A 13622-nucleotide genomic window follows, 5' to 3' on the forward strand; every position below is an offset into this window, starting at 1 on the left:
CGGCCAGGTTGCGGTTCGTTTCGCCGTTCCTGCATCATAGGGGAACGGCGTTTCCCTTTTGTTCCGGTCTCATTTTTGCCCCACTTTTAGCGAACTACGACGATGTCTACCCTTTACGAATCCACGCTCCGCTCGCTGCCGCTGCTCGGCCGCGGCAAGGTCCGCGACAACTATGCGGTGGGCAACGACCAGTTGCTGATCGTCACCACCGACCGTCTGTCGGCGTTCGACGTCATCATGGGCGAGCCGATTCCGAACAAGGGTCGCGTGCTGAACCAGATGGCCAACTTCTGGTTCGACAGGCTCAAGCACATCGTGCCGAATCACCTGACCGGCGTGGCGCCGGAGTCGCTGGTGGCGGCTGACGAGGCCGAGCAGGTGAAGGGCCGCGCCGTGGTGGTGAAGCGTCTCGAACCGATCCTCGTGGAAGCCGTGGTGCGCGGCTATCTGGCCGGCAGCGGCTGGAAAGACTATCAGGCCACGGGTTCCGTGTGCGGCGTCGAACTGCCGCCGGGCCTGCAAAACGCGCAGAAACTGCCTGAGCCGATCTTCACCCCGGCCGCCAAGGCCGAAATGGGCCATCACGACGAGAACATCACGTATGACGAGATGGAGCGCCGCATCGGCACCGAACTGTCGGCCACGATCCGCGACATCTCGATCAAGCTGTACAAGGAAGCGGCGGATTATGCGGCCACGCGCGGCATCATCATTGCCGACACCAAGTTCGAATTCGGTCTCGACAACCACGGCAAGCTGTATCTGATGGACGAGGCGCTGACGGCCGATTCGTCGCGCTTCTGGCCGGCGGACGAATACCAGGTCGGCACCAACCCGCCGTCCTTCGACAAACAGTTCGTGCGCGACTGGCTGGAAACCCAGTCGTGGAAGAAAGAGCCGCCGGCGCCGAAGCTGCCCGATGACGTGGTCACGAAGACGGCCGCGAAGTATCAGGAGGCGCTCGAGCGCCTGACCGGGCAGAAGCTCGCTTAACGCCGCGAGCGCAGATAAGGAAGCCCGAAACATGAGCCAGGTCCAGACCGCGCAGGCGGCGCAGACAGCCCATACGCATGCTGCACCGCTCGTCGGCGTGCTGATGGGTTCCAGTTCCGACTGGGAAGTCATGAAACACGCCGTCGCGATTCTGCAGGAATTCGGCGTGCCGTATGAAGCGAAAGTCGTCTCCGCCCACCGCATGCCCGACGAGATGTTCACCTACGCGGAAGGCGCGCGCGAGCGCGGCCTGCGCGCGATCATCGCGGGCGCCGGTGGCGCCGCGCACCTGCCCGGCATGCTGGCCGCCAAGACCACGGTGCCGGTGCTCGGCGTGCCGGTAGCGAGCAAATACCTGAAGGGCGTCGACTCGCTGCATTCGATCGTGCAGATGCCCAAGGGTGTGCCGGTCGCTACATTTGCCATTGGCGAGGCGGGCGCGGCGAATGCTGCACTGTTTGCCGTATCGATTTTGAGCGTGACTTCGACCGAATACGCCAACGCGCTGGCCGCGTTCCGCGTGCGCCAGAACGAAGCGGCTCACGCAATGGTTTTGCCCGCGCTGTGAGCGCGTTTGACGGCCTGATGTTCCTGGCCTGACCCCGGTGCGGCGCGTATTTCCGCGCGCCGCCCGCGACCGACCACTGAGATGAATCCAGACAACACACCGGTTTCACCGATTCTGCCCGGCGCATGGCTTGGCATGGTCGGTGGCGGCCAACTCGGCCGCATGTTCTGCTTTGCCGCCCAGGCGATGGGCTATCGCGTCGCCGTGCTCGATCCGGACGAAGCCAGTCCGGCGGGCGCCGTCGCTGACCGGCACCTGCGCGCCGCCTACGACGACGAAGCGTCGCTGACCGAACTGGCGCGGTTGTGCGCGGCGGTATCGACGGAGTTCGAGAACGTGCCTGCCACGAGCCTCGATTTTCTGGCGCGCACCACCTTCGTGAGTCCGGCTGGCCGCTGCGTGGCCGTGGCCCAGGACCGCATCGCCGAGAAGCGCTTTATTGTCGAATCGGGCGTGGCGGTGGCGCCGCATGTGGTGATCGAATCGTCGGATGCGCTCGCCGCGCTCGACGACGCCACAATCGCCGCTGTGCTGCCGGGCATTCTCAAGACCGCCCGGCTCGGCTATGACGGCAAGGGCCAGGTGAGCGTGAGCAATGTCGAAGAGGTGCGCGAGGCCCATACGTCGCTGGGCGGCGTGCCGTGCGTGCTGGAAAAACGGCTGCCGCTGAAGTTCGAAGTGTCGGCGTTGATTGCGCGCGGCGCCAGCGGCACGTCGGTGGTGTATCCGCTGGCTCAGAACACTCACCGCGACGGCGTGCTGTCGCATACCATCGTGCCGGCGCCGGACGCGAGCCCGACGCTCGTCAGTCACGCGCAACAGGCCGCGCTGCAGATCGCCGACAAGCTCGGCTATGTCGGCGTGCTGTGCGTGGAGTTTTTCATCCTCGAAGACGGCTCGCTCGTCGCCAACGAAATGGCGCCGCGCCCGCACAATTCCGGCCACTACACCGTGGATGCGTGCGCCACCAGCCAGTTCGAGCAGCAGGTGCGGGCGATGACCGGCATGCCGCTTGGCGACACGCGCCAGCATTCGCCGGCGGTGATGCTGAACATCCTCGGCGACATCTGGTTCCCGGACGGCGGCAAGCACGCCGCGGTCACGCCGGCGTGGCAGGAAGTGGCGGCGATGCCCGCTGCGCGCCTGCATCTGTACGGCAAGGAAGAGGCGCGGCCCGGTCGCAAGATGGGGCACATCAACTTCACCGCCGCGACGCTTGACGAAGCCCGCACTGCCGCGCGCGATTGCGCCCGGCTGCTGCATATCCTGAAGGGCTGAGGCGGTTGTCATCATGCCGGATCAAGCAAAACCTGCCGATGCCACGCCGGGCTACCCGCTCGTGACTCCCCCGCAAATCGAGCACGCCGCGGCGCTGCTCGACGCGGGCGAACTGGTCGCGTTTCCCACCGAAACCGTCTACGGCCTTGGCGGCGACGCGCAAAGCCCGGATGCGGTGGCCCGCATCTACGAGGCGAAAGGGCGGCCGGCCAACCATCCGGTGATCGTGCATCTCGCGCCGCACGGCGATCCGGGGTATTGGGTCGAGCATTTGCCGCCCGAGGCGCGGCGCCTGATCGATGCGTTCTGGCCAGGTCCGCTCACGCTGATCCTCAAGCGCGCCGCCCATATTCCCGCGGCGGTGAGCGGCGGGCAGGATTCGGTGGGTTTGCGCTGTCCGTCGCATCCGGTGGCGCAGGCGCTGCTCGAGGCATTCAGCGCGCGGCGTGGCGGTCACGGCGGCGTGGCGGCGCCTTCTGCGAACCGCTTCGGCCACGTGAGTCCAACGACGGCGCAGCATGTGCGCGATGAGTTCGGCGGCACGATTCATGTGCTGGACGGCGGCTCGTCGGATGTCGGCATCGAGTCGACCATTCTCGATCTGTCGCGCGGTTTTCCCGCGCTGCTACGGCCTGGACATGTGACGCCGCAGGATATCGCCGAAGTGTTAGGTGAAGCGCCGCGTCTGCCGGATGGCTCCGACGCCACGGCGCCGCGCGCTTCCGGCACGCTCAAGGCCCACTACGCGCCGCGCACGCCGCTCGCGCTGTTGCCCTTTGAGGCGCTGGAGCCGCTGCTGGCCGGGCGCGAAGCTGGCGAGCGCGTCGCGCTGGTCGCACGGGTGTCGCGTGCCGGACCATGGGCGGATGCCGAGGGCGTGCATTTCATGGCGGCGCCCGAGGATCCCCACGTGTACGCACGCGAGCTGTATAGCCTGCTGCGTGCCCTCGATCGTGCCAATGTCGCGCGCATCCTGATCGAAAAGCTGCCCGATACGATCGAATGGATCGCGGTGAACGACCGTCTAGGCCGCGCTGCGGCGGCGTTCGAGGCGCAGGGGTAGGTTGTGCTGCCCAAGAAAAAGCCCGGCCAAACCAGCACCGGGCTTTTCTCAACACTTCAATCGGCTCAGGCAGCGGGCGACCAATAGCGGCCGCCCCACGTCACCTCGTTACTTACCCAATCCCGTTGCCGCAATCGTCTGCTCGACGTACTGCGCGAACAGCGCGTGCGCATGCGTGGTCGGGTGCACCGTGTCGGCGAAGATGTAGGTCTGATCCGCACCGGCCACCGTGTAGGTCTGCGGCGAGCAGAACAGCGACGAGGCGAACTGCGAACCGTATTCGGCCGGAGTCAGGCCATTGAGCACGGCCGGATTCGCTGTGGCGTAGGCGGTGGCATTGGCGGCCATCGAAGTCAGGTTACATGCCGTACCCGTATTCGACACCGTGAAGCCGAGCGACTGGTAGTTCGGCAGCAAGACAGTATCGAACCACGTGAATGCATCGGCGACGATCACCGCGTGGGACTGGATCAGCGGCGCGAGCAGCGTCTCGAGCGTCCCGTTATAGGCGGCGGTGATACCGGTCAGCAGCGCGGCCGCACCCGGCGTCTGGACGTTCGCGGCGACGCCGAGCGGCGTCTGGCCGATGTCGGGGACGGTCATCAGCACCACGTGTGTCGCGCCCGATTTGACGATGGTCTGGATTTGCGTCGCGAGTGCGATAGCGGCCGCAGCGACCTGGGTTTGATTCTGCTGCAGGTAATTGGCGATAAATTCCACCTGCTCCGTCTGCGAGGTCGGCGGCGTGGGGCTCTGCAAGGCCGCCTGCAGCGCGCCGCCGAGTGCCGTCAGATTGGCCGTGGTGGCGAACTGGAAGATGTCGTTCGCGCCGCCGTTGATCAGCACGAGCTGGTTCGCGTTGAAGCTGCCGTGCGCGCTCAGGTATTCCGAGACCTGGGTCTGCACCGGAACCGTCGTTGCCGCGAGATTGTTCGGCGCCCAGCCTTCGCCTTCAGCATTGACGACATCCGAGCCGCCCTGTGCATAACCGAGGCCGCCCGTCGCCACCAGTGCCTGGCCGAAGCCGCCGAGGTATGCCGGCGTCAAGCTGCCGCCGTAGTATTCCGCGACCTTTTGCGTCCAGATTTCACCCGGGTTGGTGGTGAAGCGGCCGCCGCCGAAGTCCGCGCCCACGACCGGCGAATAGGTGCCCACGTCCGAGAGGCTGTCGCCGAACGACACGACCTGCAGGTTCACACCGCCCGTCGGCGTGGCGCTGGCCGAGTTGTTGTTATTGCTGCTGCCGCCGCCGCAGGCCGCGAGCATGACAAAGGCTGCGCTGGCGATCGCGACTTGAGTCAGGCGCAGCAGTCCACGGTGTTTCATTCCCTGTTGTTTCATGTTGACTTCATCTCCTCGTATGTGGCCTTTTTGCCATGTGATGCAGGTAGCGCCCGCCGCGTCGGCGGCGTGACGACAGCTTACAGAATCTTCCCCGGCCTGCGCGGCGTTTGAAACGCGGCCGGATGGTTTGCCGATGCCTGGTTGTCCAGCGCATCCGCATGCTTGAGCGCGTTGACGGGCTCATTTCCAAACGCATTCGTCGTGCCCGCACGGGCGCCGTCCGTGACGGCGTTCGCGCCTACGTCGAGCGAGGCGTGGTACGCGGCAGCCCAGGCGGGCGGTGCGAACAGCGCGCTCAGCTTGTTGCGCCAGCCCTGTACGCGCAGCACGTCGGCGCCCATCGAGGCCCATTCGTGAAACGTCGCCTTCAGCGGGTTGTAGGTGTGGAGCGGCTCGACGATGCCGTAGACAGGCGCGTCGTTCGTATCCTCGTCCACGTAGCTGCCGAACAGCCGGTCCCAGATCACCAGCACGCCGGCGTAATTACGGTCGATATAGCGCTCGTTGCGCGCGTGGTGAACGCGATGGATCGACGGCGTATTCAGCACATATTCGAGCCAGCCGAGCTTGCCGATGGCCTGGGTATGCACGAAAAACTGAAAGCCCAGATTGATCAGCACAATGGCGACGATCTGCTTCGGCGCAAAGCCGAGCACGGCAAGCGGGATCCAGAAAATCCACATGCCGGCGACGGGATACATCAGGCTCTGGCGGAACGCCGTCGAAAAATTCATCCGCTCCGACGAGTGATGCACCACATGCGCGGCCCACAGCCAGCGGACCCGATGGCTGCAGCGGTGAAACACGTAGTAAAGCAAATCCTGCGCGACGAACAGCACAACGAACGATACCCACCCGGCGCGCCACGTATAGACGCGAAAGTGGTCGAAGCAAAACGCATAGACGGGGATGATCGCGAGCCACGCGAGCTTGTCGGCGGCCTGCTGCAGCAGCGCGAGCGCGGCGTTGCACAGCGTGTCGCGCCAACTGTAAAGGCGTGCTTCGGGACGCGTGCGGTGCAGATGCCACGCCTCCCAGCCAATACACGCAAGGAAGACGGGCGCCATGGCGAGCAGCAGCAATTCGGCATCGAATTGCATGGGCGTCTTCCTCCTGGGTCCCTGGCCGCTGCGTATGCCGCAGCGGGCGTTGTCGTTTTCGTTTGAACCCGCCACGCCGGCACAGCCGGCACGCGACTCGCGCGCGCCCTGATGCGTTTCACGCGGGCTTCAAACACTGCCCGCAAGCGTACACGCTCTGCGGCTTGCCGCGCATGGCTTCGCTAGAAGGAATCCTCAATGCTCCGCACGCTTGTGCGGGTTTTTCCTGGGCTTGCTGCGCGGCTCGTCGGCCACTTCCTGCATCGGTTGCGAGGGTCCCTGATAGACCCATTCGAGCAGCGAGTCGTGCGCGGCGCGCGCCGCCTCGGAATGCGGATCGTTGATGATGCTGACCACGATGTAGCTCACGCCGTCGGCGGATGCCACGTAGCCGGCGATTGCCCGCACGTCGCGCAACGTGCCGGTCTTGATGTGGGCGTTGCCGCCGACCGGTTGCGAGGTCAGGCGGTTGCGCATCGTGCCGTCGACGCCCGCCACCGGCAGCGAATCGACGAACACCTGGGCGACCGGGCTCGCGTTGGCCGCCTGCAACAGATCGGCCAGCGAGAGCGCCGTGATGTGCTCGTCGCGGGAGAGGCCCGAACCGTTGTCGAGCGACAGATACTCCATGTTCAGGCCGCTTTTCTCCAGGAATGTTTCGATGGCGTGCGCGGATTTTTCGGGCGTCGCGGGCGGCTTGCCGGTGACCGCGCCGATCGTCAGGAACAGGTTGCGCGCCATCGTGTTGTTGCTGAACTTGTTGATGTCGCGGACGATGTCGGAGAGCACCGGTCCCTGGTGCGTGGCGACCAGACGGGCCTCGGCCGGCACCGGGCCTTCGCGGGTCGCGCCCTTGAAGGTGCCGCCGGTCTGCTCCCACAGCGCGAGGAAGCCGCCGGCAAAGAAGGCCGAGTGATCGAGCACCGCCACGTTCAGCGTGCGCGGTCCGCAGCGTTCGGCGAGGTCGCCGGCGAACGCTGCGACTACCGTGCCGTTCGGCTGCGGCGTGACGGCAGGCGTGGGCAGTTCGCCACGGCATGGGCCGGCGCTCGCGTGCATTTCGTTGTCGATCTGCAATTGCGCAAGCGCCGGAATCACGTCGACGCCGACACTGCCGTCAGGCGACGGCGTCAGCGTGAACGAGAGTGACTTGAACGCGTACAGCAGCGGATCGGGACCGACGTTGTAGGGCGCGGTGGCGTCGTCGTCGAACGGCGGCAGGTCGCGTGTCGACGGGTCGAAATAGCGCTTGTCGAGCACCAGCGCGCCGTCGATTCCGTTGATGCCGGACTTGCGGATCTTCTGCACCAGGTCGATCAGTTCCTCCGGCACGAGCTTCGGGTCGCCGGTGCCCTGGATATACAGATTGCCGTGCAGGATGCCGGCGGCGTCGAGCGTGCCGTCGGCGTAGGCGGTGGTGCGCCAGCGATAGTCCGGCCCGAGAATCGAGAGGCCCGAGTAGGTGGTGACGAGCTTCATCGTCGAGGCGGGCATCATCGGCTTGCCGGCGTTCAGCGCGACGATGGGCGTGCGGTCGCCTACCTTCTCGATCACCACGCTGATCGCGGACAACGGCACGTGCGCGCGCGCGAGACCCGCCATCACGGCCGGCGGCAACACCGTGGTGACATTGACCGACGGGTGTTTGGCCTTGACGCGTGCCTGCGCCGGAGCCGCGCCGGCCAATGCGGCGCCGGCGAGCAACAGGGCGAAGGCAGCCGTCGAAGCACGCCGCGCCGCACGCTTTGAGGCGGCGCCCCGCCCGCTGCGCGGCGCGGCCGCACCGAAAGCGGCGGCAGGCCGAGCGGTAGCGGATGAAGCGGATGAAACGGACGAAGCGGCGCACGGCGCGAGGCGGCGGACGAGAAAAGACAGAAAGGCGTGCGTCATGAACGGGCGAAAAACCAAAAAGTCACGGCTAAAGCACGGCGCTCGGCGCGCAGCGCTCATATGGGGCAGTCAAGTGGTGTAACGGCCGGGCGGCGCAAATCTTCATGGTCACGCGTGAGACCGTTACAACACTTATGCGAGCCGCCATGTGGCCCCTGACTCGGAGGCGGATGGCGCGCTGCGCAAAAGCGCCCATTGTAGAGACATGCCGCCGCCGTGCGCGAATTTGCGTGGCATCTAACGCGGCGCATCGGCACGAAGCGCACGAGCGCGGGCCGGGCGCTAGAATGCGGCATCATGAATGTTTCGGATTGGTAAAACCATGCGCATATTGCTAGTCGAAGACGACCGGATGATCGCCGAAGGCGTGCGCAAGGCGTTACGCGGCGAAGGCTTCGCGGTCGACTGGGTAGAAGACGGCGAGGCGGCCTTGAGCGCAGCCGGCGGCGAACCTTACGATCTGGTTCTGCTCGATCTGGGCCTGCCCAAGCGCGACGGTCTGGACGTGCTGCGCACGCTGCGGGCCCGTGGCCATACGCTGCCGGTGCTGATCGTGACGGCGCGCGATGCCGTCGCCGATCGCGTCAAGGGGCTCGACGCCGGCGCCGACGATTACCTCGTCAAACCTTTCGATCTCGACGAACTCGGCGCCCGCATGCGCGCGCTGATTCGCCGCCAGTCGGGCCGCAGCGACTCGACCATCCGCCACGGCACGCTCACGCTCGATCCCGCTTCGCACCAGGTGACGCTGGCGGGCGCGCCGGTGGCGCTGTCCGCGCGTGAATTCGCCCTGCTCGAGGCGCTGATCGCGCGGCCGGGCGCGGTGCTCTCCAAGAGCCAGCTCGAAGAAAAAATGTACGGCTGGGGCGAGGAAATCGGCAGCAACACCGTCGAGGTGTATATCCACGCGCTGCGCAAGAAGCTCGGCGCCGACCTGATCCGCAACGTGCGGGGTCTCGGCTACATGATCGCCAAGGACGCCTGAGCCGATGCGTTCCATTCGCCGTCAATTGCTGTTCTGGCTGCTCGCCATCGTGCTGCTGGGTGTCGGCATCGCGGGCTGGCTGATCTACCGCCAGGCGCTCGCCGAAGCCAACGAACTGTTCGACTACCAGTTGCAGGAGATCGCCGAGGCGCTGCCGTCCGAGCCGTTCTCGCAGGTTCTCGGTTCACGCGATACCGGCGACGAAGGCATCGTGCTGCAGATCTGGAATCGCAACGGCGCGTTGATGTACTACTCGCGCCCGCGTGCGCCGCTCGCTCCGCGCGCCGAACTCGGTTTTTCGACCGAACGCACCGATCGCGGCGACTGGCGCGTGTATGGCGCGATTGTCGGCGATAACGTCGTGCAACTGGCGCAGCCGGTGTCGGTGCGCAACCGGCTCGCGGCCAACGTGGCGCTGCGCACGCTGTGGCCGCTGATCGTGCTGCTGCCGCTGCTCGGACTGGCGGTGTGGGTGGTGGTCGGACGCGGGCTCCGGCCTTTGCGCCGGGTGACCGGCGCGCTCGAAACACGTCATCCGGAAGCACTCGATCCATTGCCCGACAGCCGCCTGCCGCTCGAAGTACAGCCGCTGGTGCGGGCGCTCAACGGACTGCTGCAGCGCCTCGCCACGGCGCTCGATACGCAAAAAGCCTTCGTCGCCGACGCCGCCCACGAACTGCGCACACCGCTCGCCGCCGTGCAGATCCAGACGCAACTGGTGGCGCGCGCCACCGACGACTGCACGCGCCGCGAAGCACTGGCCGACCTGCAAGCCGGCGTCACGCGCGCGACGCGGCTTGCCGAGCAACTGCTGGCGCTGGCTCGCTCGGAACCGGACGGCCATCTGCAGACCAAGGCGATCGATCTGCATGCGCTGCTCGCCGATTGCGTGCTGGCTTACATGCCGCTCGCGCAGCAGCGTGGGGTCGATCTGGGCGTCGAAGCCAATGAAGCCGCCACCGTGATTGGGGACCGCGACGCGCTGCGGGTGATGCTCAACAATCTGGTGGACAACGCAACCAAATACACCCCGCGCGGCGGCCGGGTGGATGTGAGCCTCGTGGTGGAAAACGGCCACCCCACGGTGCGTATCGCTGACAACGGACCGGGCATTCCGCCCGCCGAGCGCGAGCGCGTGTTCGACCGTTTCTATCGTGCGGGAGAGAGCGCCGAGCGCGCCCGCACCGACGTCTCCGGCAGCGGCCTGGGACTCGCCATCGTGCGCCGCATCGCGATTCAGCATGGTGCGAGCGTGACGCTGAGCGACTCGCCTGCGGGCGGTCTCGAAGTGAGCGTGCGTTTCTGATTCCGGGTCGAGGCGGCTTGCGTCAGCATGTGCAGGAAGACTGTCACATCGCGCGCGCAAGGTAGAGGAAAGCGGGCGGATGGGCGGCAGCGGCACTTGTTTAAGACTCCTTTAAGCGATGCCACGTAGGCTTCATCCCATCCCTAGAGCCTTTCTCCCTGTCAGGAGTACACGATGAATGCGAAAACCCTGTCCCGCAGCGCCGTCGCCGTTGCCGTCGCCGTTGCGCTGTCCGCCGGCTACGTGGCGGGCCATCGCGATGTGCCCGCGCCCCAGGTGATCACCCAGGCGCAAGCCGCGATGATGCCGGCCGAAGCCGCTGCCAAAACCGGTATCCCCGACTTTTCCGGCCTGGTTGAAACCTACGGTCCGGCGGTCGTCAACATCAGCGCCAAGCATGTGGTGAAGCGCACCGCGTTGCGCAGCGGCGCGGGCGGCGACGGTGACGGCGGCAATGCACAGCAACTGCCGATCGACCCGAGCGATCCGTTCTATCAGTTCTACAAGCATTTCTTCGGCGGCGTGCCGGGCATGCAAGGCGGTGGCGGCGACGGCGATGACCAGGGCGATACGCCGAGCGCGAGCCTCGGTTCGGGCTTTATCGTCAGCAGCGACGGTTACATCCTGACCAATGCGCACGTCGTGGACGGCGCCAATGTCGTCACCGTCAAGCTGACCGACAAGCGCGAATTCCGCGCCAAGGTGGTCGGCGCGGACAAGCAGTCCGACGTGGCCGTGCTGAAGATCGACGCGAGCAATCTGCCGACCGTGAAGATCGGCGATCCGAACCAGAGCAAGGTCGGCCAGTGGGTGGTGGCGATCGGCTCGCCCTACGGTTTCGACAACACGGTGACCTCCGGCATCATCAGCGCGAAATCGCGCTCGCTGCCGAACGAAAACTACACGCCGTTCATCCAGACCGACGTACCGGTCAATCCGGGCAACTCGGGCGGCCCGCTGTTCAATCTGCAGGGTGAGGTAATCGGCATCAACTCGATGATCTACTCGCAGACGGGCGGCTTCCAGGGTCTGTCGTTCGCGATTCCGATCAACGAGGCGATCAAGGTCAAGGACGATCTCGTCAAGACCGGTCACGTGAGCCGCGGACGCCTCGGCGTCGCCGTGCAGGGTCTGAACCAGACGCTGGCCAATTCGTTCGGGCTGCCGAAGCCGAACGGCGCGCTGGTGAGCTCGGTGGATCCGGGCGGTCCGGCTGCCAAGGCCGGCTTGCAGCCCGGTGACGTGATCACCGCGGTGAACGGCTCGCCGGTGTCCGACTCGACCGATTTGCCCGCTCAGGTGGCGAACCTCGCGCCCGGCAGTTCGGCAACCGTGACGGTGTGGCGCGACAAATCGAGCAAGGACATCAAGGTGACCGTCGGCTCGATGGCCGATGCCAAGGTTGCGAAGAGCGACAGCGCGCCCGAGCAGGTCCAAGGCCGCCTCGGCGTCGCCGTGCGGCCGCTCACGCCGGATGAGAAGAGCAGCGCGTCGATCACCCACGGCCTGCTGGTGCAGCAATCGGGGGGCGCGGCGGAAAGCGCCGGCATCCAGCCGGGCGACGTGATTCTGGCGGTGAACGGCCGTCCGGTGACGAGCGTCGACCAGCTAAAGCAGATGATTGCGCAGGCGGGCAACAGCATCGCCCTGCTGATCCAGCGCGATAACGCACAGATCTTTGTGCCGGTCGATCTGGGCTGACGTAAAACTTGCCGGTCCGTTTGCACAAACTGCCGACGGGCCGGCATTCCCACCTCCGCATTACCCCCCCTTTTACAACCACAGCCCGCGCTCGACGACTGCATAGCGAGGCTGCGCGCGCGTCCGCTTATTAATCAGACGATGCGGCGAGGCGGGCATGACAGTTGCACCTCTCGTTCGGGCAGATGGTTCAAGACCCTAATAAAGGAGCAATGCATATGAAACTTCAAGGCAAGCAGCGACGCCTCGCAGCGACCGCACTCACTGCGGCAGTGACCGCCGCGCTAACGCTGGGCTTCGCGGGCGGCGCGTGGGCGCAGCAAACCGGCGACACCACAGGCGGCAGCACCTCCGACACCACCAGCGCCGGTAACGACAATGGCGGCGGCATGCCGCAAATCCAGCATCAGGGCGACGTGGCGTTCGTGTCGGGCGGCGTCGGCAGCGACGAATCGAAGGCCTTGCAGGGCGCCGAAAGCCACTGGCCGCTGGCGCTGCGCTTTACCGGCCCGGGTTCGGACTTCCTCGCGGACGTCCACGTGCAGATCGTCGACGCGCATGGCGCGGACGTGCTGCAGGCCACTTCCCGCGGACCCTATATGCTCGTGAAACTGCGTCCGGGCCACTACACGGTGCATGCGCGCTACAAGAGCGACGAGCAGCAGAAGGCGGTGACGATCCCGGCGACAGGCAGCGCGAAGTCGGCGTTTTACTGGAAAACCCAGTAATCGGCCGCTGTGTGAAGGCCGCACGCTCGGCCGCAGATTGGCCGATAATGAAGCCACGGGGCGTCCCGTGGCTTTTTCGTTCGGAAAGCCTCGGCGCGCCGCTGGTTTTCAGACCGTTTTCAGCGTTTTCCGCCGTTTTGCCTTTCGCAGCTGCGTCGCGTTGCAAGCTCGCATGGCCGCCGCCTGAATCGCTGGTTTTTCGCACACGGAGCCGTGACATGAGCGACACCTCGACGCCCAACGGAAGTCCCGCCGGAGCACATGGCTCGCATGGCGCATCTGCACCCGGCGCCGCTGGCGGCGCTCATCGCATCGAGATTGCGGTCAATCAGCATCGGGTGCGGGTGATCCACCGGGGCGTCACGATGGCCGATACCCAGGCCGCCCTCACGCTGGCCGAAACCGGGCTGCCCGAGGTGTTTTATTTTCCGCGCGACGATGTCAATATGGCGCGGCTCGAACGCTCCGATCACACGTCGCATTGCCCATTCAAGGGCGAAGCCTCGTATTTCCATCTGCGCACCGAGGACGGTCTGGTCGAAAACGCCGTCTGGTGCTACGAAAATCCGCTCGACGCGGCCCAGCAGATCAAGGGATATCTGGCGTTTTACGCATCGCGGGTCGACCGCATTGATCAGACGTCCTGATCGCGCGGGCGCACGCTAA

12 protein-coding genes are annotated in these 13622 nt (G+C 65.8%); 9 read left to right on the forward strand and 3 right to left on the reverse strand.

The genetic code is table 11. From position 1 onward, the window contains the following. Window positions 1-102 precede the first annotated feature (102 nt). The 4 genes from FQ755_RS36165 to FQ755_RS36180 all read left to right on the forward strand — a co-directional run bounded on the left by FQ755_RS36165 (window position 103) and on the right by FQ755_RS36180 (window position 3902). Window positions 103-993, forward strand: coding sequence for a phosphoribosylaminoimidazolesuccinocarboxamide synthase (locus FQ755_RS36165; protein WP_144162862.1), 891 nt, complete (start codon window positions 103-105; stop codon window positions 991-993). 31 nt (window positions 994-1024) lie between these two features. Further along, on the forward strand, window positions 1025-1561 hold the full coding sequence (gene purE / locus FQ755_RS36170; RefSeq protein WP_144162864.1) for a 5-(carboxyamino)imidazole ribonucleotide mutase: 537 nt from the start codon (window positions 1025-1027) through the stop codon (window positions 1559-1561). Window positions 1562-1642: 81 nt separating this feature from the next. Continuing rightward, the gene (locus FQ755_RS36175) at window positions 1643-2839 is read left to right on the forward strand and encodes a 5-(carboxyamino)imidazole ribonucleotide synthase (protein WP_144162866.1); all 1197 of its coding nucleotides are present in this window, start codon (window positions 1643-1645) and stop codon (window positions 2837-2839) included. Between the two features lie 13 nt (window positions 2840-2852). Continuing rightward, window positions 2853-3902: an L-threonylcarbamoyladenylate synthase gene (locus tag FQ755_RS36180; protein WP_144162868.1), complete on the forward strand. Its 1050-nt coding sequence runs from the start codon at window positions 2853-2855 to the stop codon at window positions 3900-3902. 108 nt (window positions 3903-4010) lie between these two features. Here FQ755_RS36180 and FQ755_RS36185 read toward each other — a convergent pair whose 3' ends face one another. The 3 genes from FQ755_RS36185 to dacB all read right to left on the reverse strand — a co-directional run bounded on the left by FQ755_RS36185 (window position 4011) and on the right by dacB (window position 8236). Then, a complete protein-coding gene (locus FQ755_RS36185; protein ID WP_144162870.1) occupies window positions 4011-5243 on the reverse strand; it encodes an SGNH/GDSL hydrolase family protein in 1233 nt (410 codons plus the stop codon). An 80-nt stretch (window positions 5244-5323) separates the two neighbouring features. After that, window positions 5324-6346, reverse strand: a complete 1023-nt coding sequence (locus FQ755_RS36190; protein WP_144162872.1) for a sterol desaturase family protein — start codon at window positions 6344-6346, stop codon at window positions 5324-5326. 195 nt (window positions 6347-6541) lie between these two features. Next, window positions 6542-8236 (reverse strand): D-alanyl-D-alanine carboxypeptidase/D-alanyl-D-alanine-endopeptidase, encoded by a 1695-nt coding sequence (gene dacB, locus FQ755_RS36195; protein WP_144162874.1) that lies wholly within the window; start codon window positions 8234-8236, stop codon window positions 6542-6544. A 322-nt stretch (window positions 8237-8558) separates the two neighbouring features. On the opposite strand from dacB, the gene FQ755_RS36200 reads away from it, so the two are divergent. The 5 genes from FQ755_RS36200 (at window position 8559) to FQ755_RS36220 (ending at window position 13603) form a co-directional block, all read left to right on the forward strand. Further along, on the forward strand, window positions 8559-9221 hold the full coding sequence (locus FQ755_RS36200; RefSeq protein ID WP_090685123.1) for a response regulator: 663 nt from the start codon (window positions 8559-8561) through the stop codon (window positions 9219-9221). Between the two features lie 4 nt (window positions 9222-9225). After that, window positions 9226-10527, forward strand: a complete 1302-nt coding sequence (locus FQ755_RS36205; protein ID WP_144162876.1) for an ATP-binding protein — start codon at window positions 9226-9228, stop codon at window positions 10525-10527. A 174-nt stretch (window positions 10528-10701) separates the two neighbouring features. Next, the gene (locus tag FQ755_RS36210; protein WP_144162878.1) at window positions 10702-12228 is read left to right on the forward strand and encodes a DegQ family serine endoprotease; all 1527 of its coding nucleotides are present in this window, start codon (window positions 10702-10704) and stop codon (window positions 12226-12228) included. A gap of 218 nt (window positions 12229-12446) precedes the next feature. After that, entirely contained in the window at window positions 12447-12956 is a 510-nt protein-coding gene (locus FQ755_RS36215; protein ID WP_144162880.1) for a carboxypeptidase regulatory-like domain-containing protein, read from the forward strand. A 218-nt stretch (window positions 12957-13174) separates the two neighbouring features. Next, the gene (locus FQ755_RS36220) at window positions 13175-13603 is read left to right on the forward strand and encodes a DUF427 domain-containing protein (protein WP_144162882.1); all 429 of its coding nucleotides are present in this window, start codon (window positions 13175-13177) and stop codon (window positions 13601-13603) included. Window positions 13604-13622 lie beyond the last annotated feature (19 nt).

The organism is Paraburkholderia sp. BCC1885 (assembly GCF_900996235.1).
Lineage (GTDB): Bacteria > Pseudomonadota > Gammaproteobacteria > Burkholderiales > Burkholderiaceae > Paraburkholderia.